This window comes from Cupriavidus agavae (assembly GCF_004217045.1).
Taxonomy (GTDB): Bacteria; Pseudomonadota; Gammaproteobacteria; order Burkholderiales; family Burkholderiaceae; genus Cupriavidus; species Cupriavidus agavae.
In genome coordinates this window covers 290,294-311,535 of the sequence record NZ_SGXM01000002.1, presented here as the reverse complement: position 1 = coordinate 311,535, position 21,242 = coordinate 290,294, and the positions used below count along the sequence as shown (strand labels likewise).

Sequence of the window (21,242 nt, the reverse complement as noted above, 5' to 3'; positions counted from 1 at the left end):
TTTGAACCCCCTTGCGTCTTGGTGATATACCACATACTGTATGTCAAAGCATAAAACTCACACATCAGGAGACGCAGCATGGCCGAGACTCACACCGAACGAAAAGCGCTGGATGGGATTCGCATTCTGGACATGACTCACGTGCAGGCCGGTCCCTCGGCCACGCAGCTGATGGCCTGGATGGGCGCCGACGTGATCAAGGTGGAAATGCCGGGGCGGGGCGATATCACGCGCAGCCAGCTGCGTGACGTGCCGAACGCCGACAGCCTGTACTTCACCATGCTGAACAGCAACAAGCGCAGCCTGACGCTCAACATGAAGACGCCGGAAGGCAAGGCGTTGCTGGAAGACCTGATCCAGCAGAGCGACGTGCTGATCGAGAATTTCGGGCCGGGCGTGCTGGCCCGTGCCGGCTTTGACTGGGACCACATCCAGACCCTGAATCCGCGCCTGGTGTACGCGTCGATCAAGGGGTTCGGACCGGGCCCGTACCAGGACTGCAAGGCGTACGAGAACGTGGCCCAATGCATGGGCGGCTCCGCGTCTACGACCGGCGAGGCCCACGGCCTGCCCACCGTGACCGGCGCGCAGATCGGCGATTCCGGTACGGGCGTGCACTGCGTGGTCGGCATCCTGGCGGCGCTGCTGCAGCGCGAGCATTCGGGCCGTGGCCAGCGCGTGGAAGTGGCCATGCAGGACGCCGTGCTGAACCTGTGCCGCGTGAAGCTGCGCGACCAGCAGCGGCTCGATGCCGGCCCCCTGCGCGAATATCCGAACGTCGAGTTCGACGACCACGTGCCGCGCGCCGGCAATGCCTCGGGCGGCGGCCAGCCCGGTGCCGCGCTGCGCTGCGCGCCCGGTGGTCCGAACGACTACGTCTACATCATCATCCAGCCGCAGGGCTGGGAGCCGCTGATGCGCCTGTGCCGCCGCGAAGACCTGATCACCGATCCGGAGTTCGCCACCCCCGAAGTGCGCCTGAAAAAGCTGGCGGCCTGCTTCGGCATCATCGAGCAATGGACGCTGGGACGGACCAAGTTCGAGGTGATGCAGGCGCTCAACGAGGTGGATGTGCCGTGCGGCCCGATCCTGTCGATGAAGGACCTGATCGAGGACCAGTCGATGTACGAGCGCGGCTACCTCGTGGAGCTGGAGCATCCGACGCGCGGCAGGTACGTGCAGCTGGGCTCGCCCATCACGATGTCAGCGTCGCCGGTCTCGGTCGAGCGCTCGCCGCTGCTGGGCGAGCACACCGAGGAGATCCTCGAATGGCTGGGACGCTCGCCCGCGCAGATTGCGGCGCTGCGCGTGGCCGGGGCCGTCTGATCCAGGGCGCGCCGGCGGCCAGCCGGCGCCTGCCATCACGCCCCTGACCGGGGCCTCCATCTACAGCTGGGAGCGCAGGCGCGGCACAGGCGCCTGCCCCGAGGAGCTCTGCCGTGCAAACCTGGATCCGTTTTCGCCGCCCTGACGGCGCCATCGCTCATGGCCGGCTCGACGCCGCCGAGGCTGACCGTGTCATCGAGTTCGATGGCCCCGGCTATGCCGACCCCCGCCCCACGGGCAACGAATTTCGCTACGCGTCGCTGCAACTGCTCGCCCCGTGCCAGCCCGGCAAGATCGTGGCGCTGTGGAACAACTTCCACGCCCTGGCGGCCCGGCTCGAAAAGTCGGTGCCCGTCCATCCGCTGTTCCTGCTCAAACCGGCCAGTTCGCTGGCCGGCCCCGGCGATGCCATCGAGCGCCCGGCGGGCTACGCCGGAAAGATCGCCTACGAGGGCGAACTGGGCATCGTCATCGGCCGGGAGTGCCGCAACGTGCCGCTCGATGAAGCCGCCTCGCACATCTTCGGCTACACCATCGTCAATGACGTCACGGCGGGCGAACTGCTCAACGCCGACCCGAACTTTCCGCAATGGACGCGTGCCAAGGGTTCCGACACGTTCGGGTGCATCGGCCCGGCCATCGTGACCGGCTTCGACTGGCGCAGCGCCAGCGTGGTGACACGCCTCGACGGCGTGGAGCGGCAGAACTACCCGTTGTCGGACATTGTTTTCTCGCCCGAGGAGCAGGTCAGCCGGCTGTCGCAGGACATGACGCTGATGCCCGGCGACGTGATCGCGGTGGGTACCTCGATCGGTGTCGGGTCGATGAAGCCGGGTTCCGTAGTGGAAGTGTCGATCGGCGGGATTGGCTCGCTGGTCAACCACATGCGCGGCTGACCCGGTCGGCCGGGTCAGTGCTTTCCCTTATTTATGCCGAAACCGCAGGGATTTTCCTTGCTGATCATTGATATATCACATACCGTATTCCAGCGCACATCGAGTACGGCGAACAAAAATTTCCCATCCCGTCAATTTGCATAGGAAGGAAGCAACCATGGCAGAAGTCGGCAACGAACTGCAGCGTCACGCTGCGGAAGAGCACCAGGCACAGACCGATGGCTTTCATCTGGTCATCGACGCCCTGAAGCTCAACGGCATCGAGAACATCTACGGCCTGCCCGGCATTCCGGTCACCGACCTGGCCCGCCTGGCGCAAGCCAACGGCATGCGCGTCATCAGCTTCCGCCATGAGCAGAACGCGGGCAACGCCGCCGCGATTGCCGGCTTCCTGACGCAAAAGCCCGGTGTCTGCCTGACCGTCTCGGCGCCGGGCTTCCTGAACGGCCTGACCGCGCTGGCGAATGCCACCACCAACTGCTTCCCGATGATCCTGATCAGCGGCTCCAGCGAGCGCGAGATCGTCGACCTGCAGCAGGGCGACTACGAGGAAATGGACCAGCTGGCGGTTGCCCGGCCGCACTGCAAGGCCGCCTTCCGCGTGCTGCACGCCGAGGACATCGGTGTTGGCGTGGCGCGTGCCATCCGCGCCGCCGTGTCGGGACGTCCGGGCGGCGTGTACCTCGATCTGCCGGCCAAGCTGCTGGCCCAGTCGATGGAAGCCGAGAAGGGCCGCAAATCCCTGATCAAGGTCGTGGACCCGGCCCCGCGCCAGATTCCGGCGCCGGATGCGGTAGACCGCGCCGTGGAACTGCTCAAGGGCGCCAAGCGTCCGCTGATCCTGCTGGGCAAGGGGGCTGCCTACGCCCGCGCCGATGCCGATATCCGCGCGCTGGTCGAGAAGACCGGCATCCCGTACCTGCCGATGTCGATGGCCAAGGGCCTGCTGCCCGATACGCACCCGCAGTCGGCCTCGGCCGCGCGCTCGTACGTGCTGGCCGAAGCCGACGTGGTGCTGCTGGTGGGCGCCCGCCTGAACTGGCTGCTGTCGCATGGCAAGGGCAAGACCTGGGGCAAGCCGAAGCAGTTCATCCAGGTCGACATCTCGCCGACCGAGATCGACAGCAACGTGGCCATCGCCGCGCCGGTGATCGGTGACATCGGCTCGTGCGTGGCGGCCCTGCTCGACAAGATCGGCAATGGCTTCGCCAAGCCCGGCGCCGAATGGCTCAACGCGGTGGACGAGCGCAAGGACAAGAACCTGGCGAAGATGGCCGAGACGCTGGCGAAGGAAGCCTCGCCGATGAACTTCCACGGCGCGCTGCGCGTGCTCAAGGACGTGGTCAAGGCCAACCCCGGCATCTCGTTCGTCAACGAAGGCGCCAACACGCTGGATTACGCCCGCGCCGTGATCGACATGTACGAGCCGCGCAAGCGCCTGGACGTGGGTACCTGGGGCGTGATGGGCGTAGGCATGGGCTACGCGGTGGCTGCGGCGGTGGAAACCAGCAAGCCGGTGCTGGCGGTCTGCGGCGACAGCGCGTTCGGTTTCTCGGGCATGGAAGTCGAGACCATCTGCCGCTACGACCTGCCGATCTGCATCGTCGTCTTCAACAACAACGGCGTCTACAAGGGCATCGACAAGAACCCCACGGGCGGCAAGGACCCGGCCGTCACGATGTTCGTGCCGGGCGCCCGCTACGACAAGATGATGGAAGCGTTCGGCGGCGTGGGCCACAACGTCACCACGCCGGCGGAACTGGAGGCGGCTGTCAATGAAGCCCTGCGCTCGGGCCGGCCCACCCTGATCAACGCCGTCATCGACCCGGCTGCCGGCACCGAAAGCGGCCGCCTGACCAACCTGAACCCGCAAAGCTCGGCCAGCAAGTAATCCACCCAATTTCACCCCTCTAATCCAATAGGAGAGCGAAAGTGAATCTTCCACTGCATGGCATCAAGATCATCGACTTCACGCACGTCCAGGCCGGCCCCGCCTGCACCCAGCTTCTGGCGTGGTTTGGCGCCGACGTGATCAAGGTGGAGCGCCCGGGCTCCGGCGACGTCACCCGTTCGCAGCTGCGCGACGATCCCGATGCGGACGCGCTGTACTTCACCATGCTGAACAGCAACAAGCGGTCGCTGACGCTGGACACCAAGAAGCCGGAAGGCAAGAAGATCCTCGAACAGCTGATCCGCGAATCGGACGTGCTGGTGGAGAACTTCGGCCCGGGCGCGCTGGACCGCATGGGCTTCTCGTGGGAGCGCATCAATGAACTGAACCCGCTGATGATCGTGGCTTCGGTCAAGGGCTTCAGCGACGGCCACCACTACGAAGACCTGAAGGTCTACGAGAACGTGGCCCAGTGCGCGGGCGGTGCCGCGTCGACCACCGGTTTCTGGGACGGCCCGCCCACCGTGTCGGCCGCCGCCCTCGGTGACTCGAATACCGGCATGCACCTGGCCATCGGCATCCTGACGGCCATCATCGGCCGCCAGCAGACCGGCAAGGGCCAGAAGGTGGCCGTGTCGATGCAGGACGCCGTGCTGAACCTGTGCCGCGTGAAGCTGCGCGACCAGCAGCGCCTGGACCGCCTGGGCTATCTGGAAGAGTATCCCCAGTACCCGCACGGCACGTTCAGCGACGTGGTGCCCCGTGGCGGCAACGCCGGCGGCGGCGGCCAGCCGGGCTGGGTGCTGAAGTGCAAGGGCTGGGAGACCGATCCGAACGCCTACATCTACTTCACGATCCAGGGCCACGCCTGGGAGCCGATCTGCAAGGCGCTGGGCAAGGAAGAGTGGATCAGCGACCCGAACTACAACACGCCGAAGGCCCGCCAGCCGCATATCTTCGACATCTTCCAGACCATCGAGGCGTGGCTGGCCGACAAGACCAAGTACGAGGCGGTGGACATCCTGCGCAAGTTCGATATCCCTTGCGCGCCGGTGCTGTCGATGAAGGAAATCGCGGCCGATGAATCGCTGCGCAAGAGCGGTTCGATCGTGGAAGTCCCGCACAAGGTCCGTGGCACGTACCTGACGGTGGGCAGCCCGATCAAGTTCTCGGAAATGAAGCCGGAAATCACCGGTTCGCCGCTGCTGGGCGAGCACAGCGAGGAAGTGCTGGCGGGCCTGGGCTACAAGGCCGAGGAAATCGCCGCGCTGCGCGAGTCGCAGGTCATCTGAGCGAGGCAGGCCGGGGGGCGTGGGCTGGACCCGCCACGCCCCCCCCGGCCGTGCCGGGCGTGCCAGAATGACAGCCTGGAAACCGGAGCGGTACCCCACGCCGCCCACCATTCCTCAGGAATGACCATGCAGACTGCAATCGACTACGAACAACTGGTGTCGGCCATTGGCGACGCCGTGATCATTTCCGGGCCGGACGGTGCCATCACGCTGTGGAACCCCGCGGCGGAGTACATGTTCGGCTTTACCCCGGAAGAGGCACTGGGAAAATCGCTGGACCTGATCATTCCCGAGCGCCTGCGCGCGCGCCACTGGGAGGGCTATGACAAGACCATGGCCACGGGCCAGACCCGCTACGGCCATGACCTGCTGAAGGTTCCGGCCATCAACAAGAAAGGCGAGGCGATGTCGATCGCCTTTACCGTGGCGTTGCTGCACGGGGAGGGCGGGGAAGTGACCGGCATCGTGGCGGTGATCCGCGACGAGACCGCCCGTTTCCAGGAAGAGCGGGCGCTGCGCAAGCGCATTACCGAACTGGAAGCCAAGGCGGGCGCCGCGGCCTGAGCCGCGTCCCCCGGGCCTTTGCCGCAACCCTTTATCTCATTGCCGCGACCATGGCCGCCCCCAGCTCCGCTGGCGAGGCGGCCATCTTCATGCCGGCCGCACGCAGGGCGTCGGCCTTCGCGCCGGCGGCTTCGGCCCCGCCTGCGTTGACCGCGCCAGCCAGATAGGCCACCACGGGTTTGCGCGAGCCGCTGTCGCGCAGCAACCGGGCCGCGTCTTCCTCTGCTGCGCCATCGAGTCCGCCGATCATGAGGATCGCTTCCGTCTGGTCATCGGCGAGGAACAGTTCCAGGCAGTCGGCCAGGCTGGTGCCGCTGACCGGATCGTCGCCCAGGCCCACGCAGGTGGACTGCCCCAGCCCGGCCGCCGTGGTCTGCGCCGCGGCCTCATACGCCAGCGTGCCCGAGCGCGACACCACGCCGATCCGGCCGGGCGAGTGGACGTGCCCCGGCATGGCGCCGAGCAGGGATTGGCCCGGCGTGATCACGCCGGCGCAGTTCGGACCAACCAGGCGGCTGCCAGACCCGGCCAGCGCCCGCCTGACGCGCACCATGTCCATCACCGGGATGCCTTCGGTCAGGCAGACGATCAGCCCCAGGCCGGCGTCGATGGCTTCGAGGATGGCGTCGGCGGCGAACGGCGCCGGGACGACGATGACCGAGGCGTCGGCGCCCGTGGCGTCCGCGGCGGCGGCCACGGTGTCGAAAACGGGCAGGCCGAGGTGGCAGTTGCCGTCCACGCCGCCCATGCCGCCCCTGCCGGGCGCCACGCCGCCGACGATCTTCGTGCCATACACCTGCGCCTGTCCGGCGTAGAACGTGCCCTGCGCGCCGGTCAGGCCCTGGCAGATCACGCGTGTGTTCCGGTCGATCAGGATGGCCATCTCACCGGTCTCCTTTCTTTTTCATGGCGCGCACGGCGGCCACCAGTTTTGCGGCGGCATCGTCCAGATGGCTGGCGGAGGCAATGGGCAGGCCCGCATCGCGCAGGATCCGCTTGCCCAGGTCGGCGTGCGTGCCTTCCAGCCGCACTACCAGCGGCACGGTGATGTCGAGTTCGCGCACGGCCGCCACCACGCCTTGCGCCACCACGTCGCCGCGCAGCATGCCGCCGAAGAGATTCACCAGGATGCCCTCGACCCCCGGATCGGCCAGCGCCAGCCGGAACGCCGCAACCACGTGCGCGGGCGTGGCGCTGCCGCCAATCTCGATCAGGCTCGCCGGCTCGGCGCCGTGGAGCCTGAACAGGTCGCGTGCGGCCATCGCCATCCCGGCGCCATTGACGATGGCCGCGATACTGCCGTCCAGGCGCACATGGCGCAGCGCGTGGCGGGCGGCCTCGGTCTGGGCCGGGTCTTCCTCGCTCTCGTCGCGCATCGCCTCGATGTCGGGATGGCGGAACAGCGCGCGGTCGTCGAAGCTGAAGCGGGCGTCGAGCGCCATCACCTCGCCGCTGTCGGTCACCGCCAGCGGATTGATCTCGAACACCGACGCGTCGAGTTCGGTGAAGGCGCGATAGGCCGACAGGACAAAGCGCGTGGCGGCGTCCGACTGCCGGCCGGCCAGCCCGAATGCGGACACCACCCGGCGGGCATGAAACGGCTGGATGCCGCTGGCAGGATCGATCGCCACCTTCAGGAGGCTTCCCGGCGCGGTTGCCGCGACGTCCCCGATCTCCATGCCGCCCTCGGTGGAGGCCACGATCGTGACGCGCGCCGTGGCATGGTCCACCCGGATACCCAGGTACAACTCGCGCTCCACCCCGCAGGCTTTTTCGATGTAGAGACGCCGCACCGCGCGGCCCGCCGGGCCGGTCTGCCGGGTGACCAGCGTCCTGCCCAGCATCTGTGCGGCGCTGGCCTGCACCTGGTCTAGCGAGGTCACCACGCGCACGCCCCCCTGGCCCGATTCATCGCCCACAAAGCGGCCCGCGTCGCGGCCTCCCGCGTGGATCTGCGATTTCACGACCCATGCCGCGCCGCCCAGCTTGCGGGCGGCGTGCGCCGCCTCGTCGGGCGTGAAGACCACGCAGCCGGACGGTACCGGCAGGTCGTAACGCCTGAGCAATTCCTTGGCCTGATGCTCGTGGATGTTCACGGGTCTCCTCGCCGGGCGAACGCCGGGTCACAGCTATTTATATGGTATGTAATATATCAGCGTGACAGGGAAGCGGAATTCATGCAAACCCCGAGTGTGGGGCTGGCTTTGAGTGCTTTCTACTGCATTTATGGTCGTTTATTTTCAAATCATAATTTATGGTGCTAGCATAAATGACCATAAACTGTGGCCGCCAAGGCCGTCGGTCTCTCCCGTATCACGATCCTGGGCACGCTCACGCTAGACCTGGCCACCACGGGATTGCCGCCTGGCATCACGCTCACGCAGGCCATCGAGGGCCTGAACAAGGCGACGAGGCGTCCGGTACTGCTGGTGATCGATGAAGCCCAGCATGCGCTGACCACCGAGAAGGGCATGGAGGCGATGTTCGGGCTCAAGGCCGCGCGCGATGCCATGAACGGCTCGGGCGACGCGCCGAACCTCATGCTGGTGTTGACCGGTTCCAGCCGCGACAAGCTGGCGCATCTCGTCATGAACTCCCGCATGCCTTTCTTTGGTTCGCAGGTGACGGCATTCCCCTTGCTGGATCGCAGCTACACCGACGCCTACACGGCCAGCGTCAATCAGGCGCTGGCGCCGGACAATCAGTTGGTGGCGGCAGACGTCCACGACGCCTTCGTGATGGTCGGTAGTCGTCCGGAGCTGCTGCGGCAGTTGGTGGGTGCCATTGCATTGGCCAATGAATCGCCAAGCCTCGGTACGCGATTGCGCGAGGACGCCACGTTGGTGCAGGAACGGATCTGGCACGACGTGGAAAGCGATTTCGCATCGCTGTCACCCTTGCAGCAGGCAGTTGTCCGCGTCATGGCGGCGAAGACCGGGCAGTTTTCCCCGTTTGGCGAAAATGCCATGTCGGCATACCGGTCACTGGTTCCGGAGCACATCGTCGTGAACACCGGCACCGTGCAGACGGCCATCGACGGACTGCGGGAGCGGGAGATTGTCTGGAAGGAATCGCGCGGGGCCTACGAGATCGAGGATCAGGCCTGGCTAAGCTGGTTACGCGCTGCCCAGAAATGACAACGCGGCCGTGACGGCCGCGTGGTATTCGTTCGAGGTCCGGGAGTCAGTTCGCCCCGGCCCCCGCTACCCCTCGCAGGTACTCGTTCTTCTTGTCGAAGATCAGCTGGCTCAGGAACGGCGCGTCGTAGGCGGTGAGCAGGTGCGCGTGGTATTCCTCGATGTAGCGGGCCACGCGGGTCTTCTCGCATTCGATGCCGCAAAGCCATTCGAACATCGGCGCGTCCCAGCGGAACATCAGATGCAGTTCCTCGAACGCGGCGTTATAGGCGGCCAGCTGGACGTCGCGGTCATGATGGCGCGTGTCGTTACCGGCTGACGTGGAAAGGGAGGAGGCGGATTCGCCGGTATGGAGTTGTTGCATGTTCGTCTCCTTTGGGTTTGCACTGCGTGAAGCTTGGGTGAGTGCAGCTTAGGCCGGACGAACGATTTACGATAATTAAAGTTACATCGAAAAACTATAAGTAAAAGCTTATACATTGACGGGCGGGCGCTTGTGGGGGCGAATCAGCCCTTCCACGCCCGTGATCTGCTCGATCAGCGTATGGCCTTCCTCCATCAGGAAATGCTTGAAAGCCAGTGCCACCGGCGGCAGGCGCTTGTTCTTCCGGTGCACGACGTACCAGTTCAGCATCACGGGAAAACCCTCTATATCGAGCACGGCCAGCTTGCCGGCCTGGAGTTCGAGCGCCACCGTATGGGCGGACAGGAACGCGATGCCCATGTTGGCGATCACGGCCTGCTTGATCGTCTCGGTGCTCTTGATCTCCATGGCGATGCGCAGGTTCGAGAGCCGCCCGGCAAATCCTTCCTGCATCGAATTCCAGGTGTCCGAGCCTTTCTCGCGCGAGACAAAGGCCTGGTCGGTCAGTCCCGCCAGCGGGATATTGCGCTGGCCGACCATCGGGTGGTTGGGCGCCGCGACAATCACGTACGGATGGGGGGCGAATGATTCGGCAATGGTATCCATGCCCTCGGGCGGGCGCACCATCACGGCCAGGTCTGTCAGGTTTCCGCCAAGCTGGTGCAGCAGCTCTTCCCGGTTGTGCACCGCCAGGTTGAGCGTGACGCCATCATGCCGATTCATGAATTCGGCCAGCAGCCGGGGGAAGAAATAGTCGCCGGCGCTGATCACCGCGACATTGAGCCGGCCTCCGGATATACCCTTGAGTTGGGCCATCGCGTCCTCGGCCTCGCGGAACTGCTGGATGATGCTGCGGCTGTAATGAAGCATTTCCACGCCGGCCGGCGTCAGGTAGATCCGCTTGCCGAGCTGCTCGAACAGCGGCAGGCCAACGTGGTGCTCCAGCTGGCGTACCTGCGTGGATACGGCCGGCTGGGTCAGGTGAAGCTCCTCGGCTGCGCGGGAAAAACTCAGGTGGCGCGCCACCGTTTCGAAGACTTTCAGCTGGCGCAGCGTGGCATTCTTCATTGCACTGTTTCCTGCAATCTATAAAGGATCGTCAATGATCATAATAAAAAACTTTATGTCGTGCTGATCTAAGTTTGAAGTAGCATCAATGACGAATCCCGTGCCGCAATGTCAGGCGCGCTCATTCAGTAGTGAAAAAAACGGGCGGCTCCCCCATAGGCCAGCCCAGCAGTCGCGCCGCAGAGCGCGAAGACACTAATGCAAGGAGACACGACATGGCGCACATCGATGCGGCAGACACCGCCGCGCGCGATCAGAACGGCGGCCTGTTAGGAAATCGCTGGTTCCAGCTCTTCATCGGCATTCTCTGCATGGGCCTGGTGGCGAACCTCCAGTATGGCTGGACGCTGTTCGTCAATCCCATGAACGCCAAACACCATTGGGGCGACTCTGCAATCCAGGTCGCCTTTTCCATTTTCATCGTGACCGAAACCTGGCTCGTGCCGCTCGAAGGCTGGCTCGTGGACCAGTTCGGCCCCCGGCCCGTGGTGGCGGGCGGCGCCATCTGCGCCGGACTGGCCTGGGTACTGAACTCCTATGCCACCTCGTTGCCGATGCTCTACGCCGGAGCCGTCCTGGCAGGCATCGGGGCTGGCGGCGTCTACGGCACGTGCGTGGGCAACGCGCTGAAGTGGTTCCCGGACAAGCGCGGGCTGGCCGCCGGGCTGACAGCGGCCGGGTTTGGCGCCGGCGCCGCGCTGACGGTGATCCCGATCGCCAACATGATCCAGAAATCGGGCTACGAACATACGTTCTTCACGTTCGGCATCATCCAGGGCGTGCTGATCTTTGCGATGGCGCTGCTGCTGGTGAAACCGCAGCCGCCCAAGGGCGCCAAGGCCAACAAGGCGATCCTGACCAATCCGGTGGAGTTCACGCCGGGACAGATGGTGCGTACGCGGGTCTTCTGGGTGATCTACATCTCGTTCGTGGCCGTGGCGGCGGGCGGCATCATGGCCACCGCCCAGCTCGGACCCATCGCCCGCGATTTTGGCTTTGCGACGATGCCGGTTACGTTGCTCGGCGTGACGCTGCCGCTGCTGACCATGACGCTGTCGATCGACAACCTCTGCAACGGGCTGACCCGTCCGCTGTGCGGCTTCGTCTCGGATCGCATTGGTCGTGAAAATACGATGTTCCTGATCTTCATCGGCGAAGGGCTGTCGCTGATCGGGCTGCTCGAACTGGGCCACAACCCGTACTGGTTCATGTTCTTTGCCGCACTGACGTTCCTGTTCTGGGGCGAGATCTTCTCGATCTTCCCGGCGCTGTGTGCCGATACGTTCGGCAGCCGGTTCGCCGCCGCCAATGCGGGCACGCTCTATACGGCCAAGGGTACGGCGGCGCTGCTGGTGCCGGTGGCCTCGGTGCTGTCGCACTCGGGCGGCTGGAACCTGGTCTTTGCCGTGGCCGCCGTGATGACCGTGGCGGCCGGGCTCTCGGCCAAGTTCGTGCTCCAGCCCATGCGGCAGCGTTTCATTACCGGCCATGTGGCCGCCCAGCCGGCCACCGACGCCGGCGCCTATGGAGCGCGGGCGGTGGCAGGGAAGGGCGATTGACGGATTGACCAGAACACAAGACTTACGACACCAGGCAGCAACGCTTCACAGGCAGGGCACGACAAGAACGATCCCCCAAGCGCAGTACCACTGCAGTTATCCGCCAGCAAGGAGCGGCACCATGAATGTTTCGCTTCCGCAATTGAAGGCATTTGCCGCGGTTGCGCGCCAGAAGAGTTTCACGCGCGCCGCGGCAGAGCTTGGCCTCACGCAATCGGCTATCAGCCGCAGCGTGCGCGAGCTTGAAGAAGAGATCGACCAGCGCCTGTTCGACCGCACCACCCGCCAGGTGGAGCTGACCGACGCGGGCGAGGTCCTGTCCCAGCGCATCTGCCACCTGATCGAGGAGGTTGAGCAGACGCTGCGCGAAAGCCACGGCACGGGCAAGCCGAGCCAGGGCACGGTGCAGATCGCCACCGATCCGGTGATGTCCTCGATGTCGGTGCCGATGTGGGTGGCCGGCTGCCGCCAGGCCTGGCCCGGCATCGGCATCACGCTGCGCGACAAGTCGCACGACAGCGTGCTGCAGAGCGTGCGCAGCGGCGAGGTGGATTTCGGCATCGCCAGCAATCCGGCGCCGAGCGACGATCTGTATTGCGAGCCGCTCTGCGTCGACGCCCTGCAAGCCGTGCTGCCGGCGGACCATCCGCTGGCGGCGCGCGAATCGCTGGGCTGGGGCGAACTGGCCGATGCCTCGGTGCTGACGCTCGATCAGAACTCGGGTGTGCAGCCGGCCGTCGAGCGGGCCTTGTCGACATACCACGTGCGGCCGGGCTCGTTGCAGTTGCTCGGGCATTTCGCCGCGATCTTCGGCATGGTGGCGATGGGGCTGGGCATCGGCGTGGTGCCGTCGCGCGCCCAGGCCAGCGGCATGGCACCGGCTGCGGTACTGCGGCCCCTGCGGCCGCAGGTGACATCCAACGTGATGCTGGTGCGGCGCAAATCCCGTTCGCTCAAGCCCAACGCGGCGGCAATCTGGGACAACCTGCGCGCCCAGGAGTACGACGAGGGGCTGAAGAAAGTTGGTTGACCTGATGAATTTGATTCACGTTTTGCGGCGCACCATGAATTTCGTGATGCATTAAGCAGTTTTTCGCCTGAAAGGGCAGCATTCAGCGCCCTGGCAGCGCTTGATTGTGCCGACCAACGCACCCCACGGGGTGCGTTGTTGTTTTTAGGGACAAAGCTCTACTGATATACCACATACAAAATATTTACAGACCTCGCAGTGCAGCATATAATGAATCCACCTTGATCTTCATCACTTAGGAGTTTTCATGAACGCCACGCTGCTCACCATCCTCTCCCTGGGTCTGGTTTCCCTCGGTGTCACCGTTACCTACATCCTGGCAACCATCACGCCGATGGGCATCCTGGCCACCGCGCAAGATCACGGCCGCTTCGCTGGCCTGGGTTCGGCGGAAAGCGAAACCGGCATCGGCAGCTCGGTCTCGGATACCGTCCTGCAACCGCGCTTCCTGCATGCCTGATCTGCTCTCGGGTTTGTCGTATTTCGTAGTCGTTTGTTGAAGTTCGGGGCCCTGTAGCGGCCGGCAGCCCGAATGGCAGTACCGCTTTCCTCACGGCCGTCTCTTCTCGTTCTCTTCGTTCCACCCCTGCGCCTGCGGATCTCAGGTCCCGACGCAGCGCGGTGCGTCTCTGGCATTTCCGCCATTTTCAGCGCCTGACCGGCTCGGGACTTTCCCTAGCGCGGGTTATCCATTGGCACCTGCGGCAGCGGCTTTTACGCGTTGCCGAAGGGGTCGCCATTGATGCGCCCGGCGCCGCTAACTCGTTGATCTGGAAGGGTGGGGGCATCGAGCGGACGCGGGGTTTGATGCATGCCTTGCACCAGTGTCCGGGCCTGGGCTGCAATGTGTCCGGCCACTGAAGCCGGAACCTGCCGGCTTCCCGCCAAAGACGTCTTGAACTGCGGTGATATACCACATACTGTATAGCACTAGAACGGCTCAGCTGTTCGATCTTCGGCAGTTGACGATAAAAAGCAGTGGCAGCAAAAAACACCACAGGCATCCAACGCAGATGCCATTCCGCAACGGCGGGACACACCGCCAGAAGGAGACACCACCATGGAAAGTCAGCAACGCGCAGGCGCGCAAGCGTCCTGGTTTGGTTCGCCGTGGACGCAGCTTGTCTTCGGCGTGATCTGTATGGCGATGATCGCCAACATGCAGTATGGCTGGACCCTGTTCGTCAACCCCATCGACGAGAAATACGGCTGGGGACGCACCGCCATCCAGGTAGCCTTCACGATCTTCGTGGTGACCGAAACCTGGCTGGTACCGATCGAAGGCTATCTGGTCGACAAATATGGCCCGCGACCCGTCGTGGTCGGCGGCGGGCTGCTGTGTGCCATTGCCTGGGTGCTCAACTCGATGGCGTCGTCGTTGCCGATGCTGTACTTCGCGGCCGCCGTGGGCGGCGTGGGGGCCGGCGCGGTCTATGGCACCTGCGTGGGCAATGCACTGAAGTGGTTCCCGCACCGGCGCGGACTGGCGGCTGGCCTGACGGCGGCCGGGTTTGGCGCGGGTTCGGCGGCTACCGTGGTGCCGATCGCCAACATGATCAAGTCCAGCGGGTACGAGGCCACTTTCCTCTACTTCGGCCTGGGGCAGGGGATCATCGTGGTGCTGCTGGGCCTGGCCCTGCTGCCGCCGCCGGCCAAGCTGATGGCAGACGTCAAGTCGACGCTGAAGTCCGCCGCGGCCTATAACGCCTCGCCCCGCCAGGTGCTGTCGTCGCCGATCTTCTGGGTCATGTACGCCATGTTCGTGATGATGGCGGCCGGCGGCCTGATGGCCACCGCGCAGCTCGGCCCGATCGCCAAGGATTTCGGGCTGCACGACTCCCCGGTTTCGCTGATGGGCCTGACGTTGCCCGCGCTGACCTTCGCCCTGACCATCGACCGCGTGCTCAACGGCCTGACCCGACCGTTCTTTGGCTGGGTGTCCGACAACATCGGTCGTGAAAATACGATGTTCCTGGCGTTCGCGGTGGAAGCGGTCGGCATCGTGCTGCTGTCCAAGTACGGGCACAACCCGGTGGCGTTCGTGGTGCTGACCGGCATCGTGTTCTTTGCCTGGGGCGAGATCTACAGCCTGTTCCCGGCCACCTGCGGCGATACCTTCGGCCCCAAGTTCGCGGCGACCAACGCTGGCCTGCTGTACACGGCCAAGGGCACTGCCGCCTTGCTGGTGCCGTTCTCCAGCGTGATCACGGCAGCCACGGGCGACTGGCACGCGGTCTTCATGCTGGCCTCGGGCATGGCCGCACTGTCTGCGCTGATGGCGATCTTCGTGCTCAAGCCGATGCGCGAGGCCCACGCCCGCAAGACCGTGCAGGACAGCAGCATGCCGATGGGATATCGGGCGGTTCCCGATGACCTGACCTGAAGCCGCCACTGCACGTCGTCCCGTTCCGGAGCCCGCGCCCTGCGCGGGCTTTTTCTGGCCTAAGTACTCAATTAACCGCCAGGATTTTTTTCCGGACAGCGGGGTTGGAGCGTCTGCGGGGCGCTCCAACCATCAAAGAAGGCAATCAGAGGGAAGGGCGTGCGATGGCGGGCCGAGCGGCCAGCGTGGTCACGAACTGCACGATCTGTTCGCGCACCGCATCGTCGCCGAGGATGCGCCGGTGGCCGAGCCCCTCGGTCGTCAGCAGCCGGGCGCCGGGCCAGGCACCGGCGATGGCGGCGCCGTCCTGCCAGCGTACTTCCTTGTCGTCGCGATCATGGACCACCAGCGCCGGCGGCACGGGCCGGGACCGGCCGATGTCCGGCACGTTGAAGCTGGACCAGCTGGCGCCGAGCCAGCCCTCGCTGTTGCGTCGCATCCGCGTGAGCACGTGCGGCGCGACGCCGAGTTGCCAGGCCAGCGTCGAGCAGGCGTCGGTCATGTCGGCCGGCGCCCCGATCGTCACCAGCCCGCGCGCCGGCAGTCCTTCGCGGATAGCCAGCGCGGCCGCCGCGCCGCCGAGCGAGTGCGCCACCACGGCATGCACGGGCCCCACATGCCAGGCCACGGCGAGCAGCGAACGGGCCATTTCGAGTACCGAAGTCTGCCGCGGGCCTCGCGCGCCCGCGTCTGAGGCCCCATGCGAGAGCGCGTCGAAGGCCACGACGCGGCAGCCCGCCGCCAGCAGCTTGCCAACCAGCGGGTGCCACTGGCCGGCGCTGCCACCCCAGCCGTGGGCGAGCAGGACGACGGGGCCCTGGGATCCCCAGCGATAGACACGGACCCGCCGGCTGCCACCCTGGCCGGTCACAAGTGCCCACTCCGACCGCGCGGTATCGAGCAGGCGCAGGCCATCGGCGGTATTTCGCGAGGTGGGTGGTCGGAACCATAGCTGCTCGAACGCCCGGGCCGTGGCCGTGGGGAAGAGCGCGCTGCCCGCTTGCCATCGCAACCGGTGCCAGGCGAACCGGCCTGCCATCAGGAACTGGGTCAGGGAACGCCCGGGCGCCGGGGCGGCGATGGCGGGGTCTTGGGACACGGGGGCGGATGCAGTCGACAACACTTGCGGCACGTCAAAACCCTCCAGCGGCGGCTCCGGGCTTGCCTGTGGCATCCGGACGATGAACTATCTGACTTTTTTGGTCGGTCAAGACCGACCAGTCGTGCTATTTTCTGTGCAAGAAATCGGGGCAAGAATGCCGTTGGATACACTGCGGCCGTCCTGCACAGACTCAGTCTGTACCAGGCCGCGACGCGGCGCGATTCTCCCTGAAGTCATCGACCAGCCGGCCAAATGCGCGGCGCGCCATGGCTGCCGCGTCGTGCCGGCTCATGAGTTTGTAGGAAGACTGGAAGGACATGCCGATGCCCGCCATCTCGAAGGCAAACTGCCGTGGATCGGTGTCGGCGCGGAGTTCGCCTTCGTCCACCGCATCGGTGACCACGCGCACGATCGTGCTGTGCCAATCCTTGAATGCCTGCACCACCTTGTCCCGTATGACGCCGGGTCGGTCGCGGTATTCCTGCGACAACGCCATGAAGACGCAGCCACCCTCGATCACCGTGCCGCCCAGCCAGGCCATGTAGCCGTCGAACAGCTTCGCCAGCCGGGCCGTGCCGCGGGGCTCGCGCATGGCGGGCTGGATCACTATTTCGGAAAACACCTCCATGGCGCGTGCCAGCACAGCCTCCTGGAGCGCTTCCTTGGACTTGAAGTGCGCGTAGAGGCCGCTCTTCGACATGCTGGTGTCGGCGGCAAGCGTGGCCAGCGACAACTGCTCGAAGCCAACCTTGGTGGCTGATTGCAGCGCCTGTTCGATGATCGCGGTACGGGTGACCTGTCCTTTTTGCATGCGCTGGAGAATAGCACGACCGGTCGGTTTGTCAACTTGCCTTGTGCCACACATGGACGATACTGATGTGACGTCAACGCAAAGCGGCCACTACCGTTATGTTGGGGGCGGGAGGAGGATGGTGTGCGCGATCAGCCGTACGGACGAGCGCCGGAAACGCCAGATCAAGCCATCATTAAAAAACTGTAAAAGTGTTCCACAACAGACCTTACGGAACGCTTAACGTGCTCTATACTCGAATGCACGTCCGCGCACTTTTATTTCACTGGTGACTGGAGACCGACATGAACAGTACAGCCGTGCCAAGAGGCGCTAGCGAACCGTTCCGGCAACTGCGGGCGTTGCGTAGAGCGCGCAAGCTCAAGCAGGAGGACGTCGCCCGTAAGGCCGGGATTTCCCGCGAAGCCTATCTGCGGGCCGAATCCGGCCAGGCCGATCCACGCATGTCCACCTTCCTGGCGGCATGCGAGGCCCTGGGCCTTGAAGTCGTGCTTGCGCCACAGCATCTGGCCGCCGATGTCAACGCGTTCATCGCCAGCCGCAATGGCGGCGTGACCGCCGCGTCGATGGCAGGCCAGCCGGCTGCTCCGCAAGCGTCGCCGGCAGCGCCGGCGTCGGGTGGATTCGGTTCCGGCCCGACTTCGGGGGAGGGCCACAAGCCCGTCTGACCGTAGCGCCTTGTAGTACACGGGAGGGCCTCAGCGCCCTCCCGTATCCCATGCCCTTTCGTGGCACCTTTGCTGCCCGCGCGTTCGCCGGGGCGGCGCGTCGCTGTTTCTCCCGCTTTTGGTTCTCCCGTTTTTGTTTCGCCCGTTTTTCCGCCAGTTTTCCCATCCCTGACGTCTCCCACTGCACTCGCCATCCCCGGCATGCCTGAGCACGTCTATTGTTTCTCTGTTCCGTTTGACTTTGCACGGGACCATGATTACGATTTGGTGAATCAATTTCATAATTCGTAATTAGAAGATGGCCGCCGGCTCCATCGGCCAGTGAGAGGACGACACATGACTCAAGCACAACTGCATCCGGCCGAGACCGCGCTGGCGCGCTACATGTCGGGCTTCGCCAACGAGTTCGCCACCGAGGCATTGCCCGGCGCCTTGCCGGTCGGCCGCAACTCGCCCCAACGGGTGGCTTACGGACTCTATGCCGAGCAGATTTCCGGCACGGCGTTCACGGCGCCGCGTGCGCACAACCGCCGTTCGTGGCTTTACCGGATTCGCCCGGCGGCGATGCACAAGCCTTTTGTCGCCATCGGGCAGAGCCGCTGGCTGAGCCGTTTCGATGACGTGCCGCCCACGCCGAACCAGTTGCGCTGGAGCCCGCCGCCGATGCCCGACGCGCCCACCGATTTCGTCGACGGCATCGTCACGATGGCCGGCAACGGCGGCCCGGAGGCCCAGACCGGCTGCGGCATCCATCTCTATATGGCCAACCGGTCGATGGAAGGCCGCTTCTTCTATAACGCCGATGGCGAAATGCTGATCGTGCCGCAGCAGGGGCGGCTGGCGATCGCTACGGAGATGGGCACGCTCGATGTGGAGCCGCAGGAGATCGTCGTGATTCCCCGGGGCGTGCGTTTCCGCGTGAGCCTGCCCGATGGCGAGGCCCGCGGCTATATCTGCGAGAACTACGGCGCGCTGTTCCGGCTGCCGGACCTCGGCGTGATTGGCTCGAACGGGCTGGCCAATCCGCGCGATTTCCTGACGCCGGTGGCCAGCTACGAAGACCGCGAAGGCCAGTTCGAGCTGGTGGCGCGCTTCCAGGGCAATCTCTGGCGCGCCGAGATCGACCACTCGCCGCTCGACGTGGTGGCGTGGCACGGCAACTACGCGCCGTACAAATATGATCTGCGCCACTTCAATACCATCGGCTCGATCAGCTTCGACCATCCGGACCCGTCGATCTTCCTGGTGCTGCAGGCGCCCTCGGACACGCCGGGCGTCGATACCATCGATTTCGTGATCTTCGGGCCGCGCTGGCTGGCCGCCGAGAACACCTTCCGGCCGCCCTGGTTCCATCGCAATATCGCCAGCGAGTTCATGGGGCTGATCACGGGCGTCTACGACGCCAAGGCCGACGGCTTTGCACCGGGCGGCGCCAGCCTGCACAACTGCATGAGCGGCCACGGCCCCGATGCCGAGACATTCGAGCGCGCCTCGGCCTCGGATACGGCCACGCCGCACCACATCACGGACACCATGGCGTTCATGTTCGAAACCCCCGGCGTGATCCGTCCCACCCGCTACGCCGCCGATTCAGCCATGCTCCAGCACAACTACTACACGTGCTGGCAGGGCCTCAAGAAGCACTTCAACCCGAACGTCCGCTGAGCCCGCGCTCGTCCCGATTCCCGGAGCCTCCCCAGAAAATGACCGCCCCCAAGACCAGCTGGATTGCCTCGGCCAACGATGGCCAGACTCATTTTTCGCTGCAGAACCTGCCCTACGGCATCTTTTCCGCCGGCAACGGCTCGCCGCGCGTGGGCGTGGCGATTGGCGACCAGATCGCCGATCTTGCCGCGCTCGACGACGCGGGCCTGCTGCCGGCCGCCGCGCGTGGCGCCTTCGCCGCCCCGTCGCTGAACCGCTTCATCGCGCTCGGCCAGCCGGTGTGGGCCGCAACCCGGGCCGCCCTGGGCGCGCTGCTGGCCGAGGATGGCCGGGGCCTGCAGGACGATCAGGCACTGCGCGACCGCGCGCTGGTGCCGATGTCGGCCGCCACGCTGCACCTGCCAGTCGAGATTCCCGGCTATACCGATTTCTACTCGTCGCGCGAGCACGCCACCAACGTGGGCAGCATGTTCCGTGACCCGGAGAACGCGCTGCTGCCGAACTGGCTCGAAATCCCGATCGGCTACAACGGCCGGGCCAGTTCCGTGGTGGTCAGCGGCACCGACCTGCACCGCCCGAACGGCCAGATCAAGCTGCCTGACCAGGCGCGGCCGCTGTTCGGCCCGTGCCGCAAGCTCGATTACGAACTGGAGATGGGCTTCATCGTCGGCAAACCGTCGGCGTTGGGCGAGCCGGTGGATACCGGGGCCGCCGGGGCGCACATGTTCGGCATGGTGATCCTGAACGACTGGAGCGCCCGCGACATCCAGCAGTGGGAGTACGTGCCACTGGGCCCGTTCAACAGCAAGTCGTTCGGCACGTCGATCTCGCCGTGGGTGGTCACGATGGAGGCGCTCGAACCGTTCCGCCGCGACAACCCGGTCCAGTCGCCCGACCCGCTGCCGTACCTGCAGCAGCAGGGGCGCAACGCCTATGACATCGCGCTGGAGGTGGCCGTGCAACCCGAAGGTGCGTCCGCCACCACGGTCTGCCGCACCAATTTCAAGGCGATGTACTGGACCATGGCGCAGCAACTGGCGCACCACACGGTGTCCGGCTGCAACGTGCGGATCGGCGACCTGATGGGTTCCGGCACGATCAGCGGTACCACGGCCGATTCCTGCGGCAGCCTGCTGGAAACCACGCGCAATGGCGCCCAGCCGGTGGAGCTGGCGGGCGGGGCCCGGCGTGGCTTCCTGGAAGACGGCGATACCGTGACGATGACGGGCTGGTGCCAGGGAGATGGCTATCGGGTGGGATTCGGCGCCGTGACCGGCAAGATCCTGCCGGCGCGACGTTGAAACCGTCGTATTTCGGCCATTTTTCAGCGGTGATCCGGGCATATTGAAGCGCCGGAGGGGCCGGAAAGCCTGCGAGGCGGGGCAGTCTGTGAGGACTGCGCCCGCCTCGTTACATTTGGGCAGGATCGTTACGGTTGCGCCATAGGCGGAGCGCACCCTTTATGCGAGAATTCGGCCCTGACAAA

At 65.2% G+C, this 21,242-nt stretch carries 19 protein-coding genes; 13 read left to right on the top strand and 6 right to left on the bottom strand.

The window, feature by feature from the left end:
• The first annotated feature begins 78 nt into the window (after positions 1-78).
• The 5 genes from frc (EV147_RS12485) to EV147_RS12465 all read left to right on the top strand — a co-directional run bounded on the left by frc (EV147_RS12485) (position 79) and on the right by EV147_RS12465 (position 5,969).
• A complete protein-coding gene (gene frc / locus EV147_RS12485; RefSeq protein ID WP_130391501.1) occupies positions 79-1,326 on the top strand; it encodes a formyl-CoA transferase in 1,248 nt (415 codons plus the stop codon).
• Positions 1,327-1,439: 113 nt separating this feature from the next.
• A complete protein-coding gene (locus EV147_RS12480; protein ID WP_130391500.1) occupies positions 1,440-2,222 on the top strand; it encodes a fumarylacetoacetate hydrolase family protein in 783 nt (260 codons plus the stop codon).
• Positions 2,223-2,379: 157 nt separating this feature from the next.
• Positions 2,380-4,113: an oxalyl-CoA decarboxylase gene (gene oxc / locus EV147_RS12475; protein WP_130391499.1), complete on the top strand. Its 1,734-nt coding sequence runs from the start codon at positions 2,380-2,382 to the stop codon at positions 4,111-4,113.
• Positions 4,114-4,154: 41 nt separating this feature from the next.
• A complete protein-coding gene (gene frc / locus EV147_RS12470) occupies positions 4,155-5,405 on the top strand; it encodes a formyl-CoA transferase (RefSeq protein ID WP_130391498.1) in 1,251 nt (416 codons plus the stop codon).
• Positions 5,406-5,531: 126 nt separating this feature from the next.
• Positions 5,532-5,969, top strand: coding sequence for a PAS domain-containing protein (locus EV147_RS12465; protein ID WP_130391497.1), 438 nt, complete (start codon positions 5,532-5,534; stop codon positions 5,967-5,969).
• Positions 5,970-6,000: 31 nt separating this feature from the next.
• On the opposite strand, the gene EV147_RS12460 is transcribed toward EV147_RS12465, so the two are convergent.
• Both EV147_RS12460 and sucC read right to left on the bottom strand, forming a co-directional pair.
• On the bottom strand, positions 6,001-6,852 hold the full coding sequence (locus EV147_RS12460) for a succinate--CoA ligase subunit alpha (protein WP_130391496.1): 852 nt from the start codon (positions 6,850-6,852) through the stop codon (positions 6,001-6,003).
• A gap of 1 nt (position 6,853) precedes the next feature.
• The gene (gene sucC / locus EV147_RS12455; RefSeq protein WP_130391495.1) at positions 6,854-8,065 is read right to left on the bottom strand and encodes an ADP-forming succinate--CoA ligase subunit beta; all 1,212 of its coding nucleotides are present in this window, start codon (positions 8,063-8,065) and stop codon (positions 6,854-6,856) included.
• A 186-nt stretch (positions 8,066-8,251) separates the two neighbouring features.
• Between sucC and EV147_RS12450 the strand changes: the two genes are divergently transcribed.
• On the top strand, positions 8,252-9,106 hold the full coding sequence (locus EV147_RS12450; protein ID WP_198680231.1) for an ATP-binding protein: 855 nt from the start codon (positions 8,252-8,254) through the stop codon (positions 9,104-9,106).
• A 46-nt stretch (positions 9,107-9,152) separates the two neighbouring features.
• Here the strand turns inward: EV147_RS12450 and EV147_RS12445 are convergent, their stop codons facing one another.
• Both EV147_RS12445 and EV147_RS12440 read right to left on the bottom strand, forming a co-directional pair.
• Positions 9,153-9,470 (bottom strand): HAD family hydrolase, encoded by a 318-nt coding sequence (locus EV147_RS12445; protein WP_130391494.1) that lies wholly within the window; start codon positions 9,468-9,470, stop codon positions 9,153-9,155.
• Positions 9,471-9,578: 108 nt separating this feature from the next.
• Complete coding sequence (locus tag EV147_RS12440; RefSeq protein WP_130391493.1) at positions 9,579-10,538, bottom strand: LysR family transcriptional regulator; 960 nt, start codon at positions 10,536-10,538, stop codon at positions 9,579-9,581.
• Positions 10,539-10,753: 215 nt separating this feature from the next.
• On the opposite strand from EV147_RS12440, the gene oxlT (EV147_RS12435) reads away from it, so the two are divergent.
• The 4 genes from oxlT (EV147_RS12435) (at position 10,754) to oxlT (EV147_RS12420) (ending at position 15,510) form a co-directional block, all read left to right on the top strand.
• Positions 10,754-12,097: an oxalate/formate MFS antiporter gene (gene oxlT, locus EV147_RS12435; RefSeq protein ID WP_130391492.1), complete on the top strand. Its 1,344-nt coding sequence runs from the start codon at positions 10,754-10,756 to the stop codon at positions 12,095-12,097.
• A gap of 121 nt (positions 12,098-12,218) precedes the next feature.
• Entirely contained in the window at positions 12,219-13,127 is a 909-nt protein-coding gene (locus tag EV147_RS12430) for a LysR family transcriptional regulator (protein WP_130391491.1), read from the top strand.
• 247 nt (positions 13,128-13,374) lie between these two features.
• Positions 13,375-13,587: a hypothetical protein gene (locus tag EV147_RS12425; RefSeq protein ID WP_130391490.1), complete on the top strand. Its 213-nt coding sequence runs from the start codon at positions 13,375-13,377 to the stop codon at positions 13,585-13,587.
• Between the two features lie 600 nt (positions 13,588-14,187).
• Positions 14,188-15,510, top strand: a complete 1,323-nt coding sequence (oxlT, locus tag EV147_RS12420; protein WP_130391489.1) for an oxalate/formate MFS antiporter — start codon at positions 14,188-14,190, stop codon at positions 15,508-15,510.
• A gap of 145 nt (positions 15,511-15,655) precedes the next feature.
• Here the strand turns inward: oxlT (EV147_RS12420) and EV147_RS12415 are convergent, their stop codons facing one another.
• Positions 15,656-16,549 carry an alpha/beta fold hydrolase gene (locus EV147_RS12415; protein ID WP_235844740.1) on the bottom strand — a complete coding sequence of 298 codons (894 nt, stop codon included), beginning with the start codon at positions 16,547-16,549 and terminating at the stop codon, positions 15,656-15,658.
• A 253-nt stretch (positions 16,550-16,802) separates the two neighbouring features.
• Positions 16,803-17,423: a TetR/AcrR family transcriptional regulator gene (locus EV147_RS12410; RefSeq protein ID WP_130391487.1), complete on the bottom strand. Its 621-nt coding sequence runs from the start codon at positions 17,421-17,423 to the stop codon at positions 16,803-16,805.
• A gap of 284 nt (positions 17,424-17,707) precedes the next feature.
• Here EV147_RS12410 and EV147_RS12405 point away from each other — a divergent pair, with 284 nt between their 5' ends.
• The 3 genes from EV147_RS12405 to fahA all read left to right on the top strand — a co-directional run bounded on the left by EV147_RS12405 (position 17,708) and on the right by fahA (position 21,057).
• Entirely contained in the window at positions 17,708-18,091 is a 384-nt protein-coding gene (locus EV147_RS12405) for a helix-turn-helix domain-containing protein (RefSeq protein ID WP_130391486.1), read from the top strand.
• A 336-nt stretch (positions 18,092-18,427) separates the two neighbouring features.
• A complete protein-coding gene (gene hmgA, locus EV147_RS12400) occupies positions 18,428-19,756 on the top strand; it encodes a homogentisate 1,2-dioxygenase (RefSeq protein WP_130391485.1) in 1,329 nt (442 codons plus the stop codon).
• Between the two features lie 38 nt (positions 19,757-19,794).
• Complete coding sequence (gene fahA, locus EV147_RS12395; protein WP_130391484.1) at positions 19,795-21,057, top strand: fumarylacetoacetase; 1,263 nt, start codon at positions 19,795-19,797, stop codon at positions 21,055-21,057.
• The last annotated feature ends 185 nt before the right edge of the window (positions 21,058-21,242 follow it).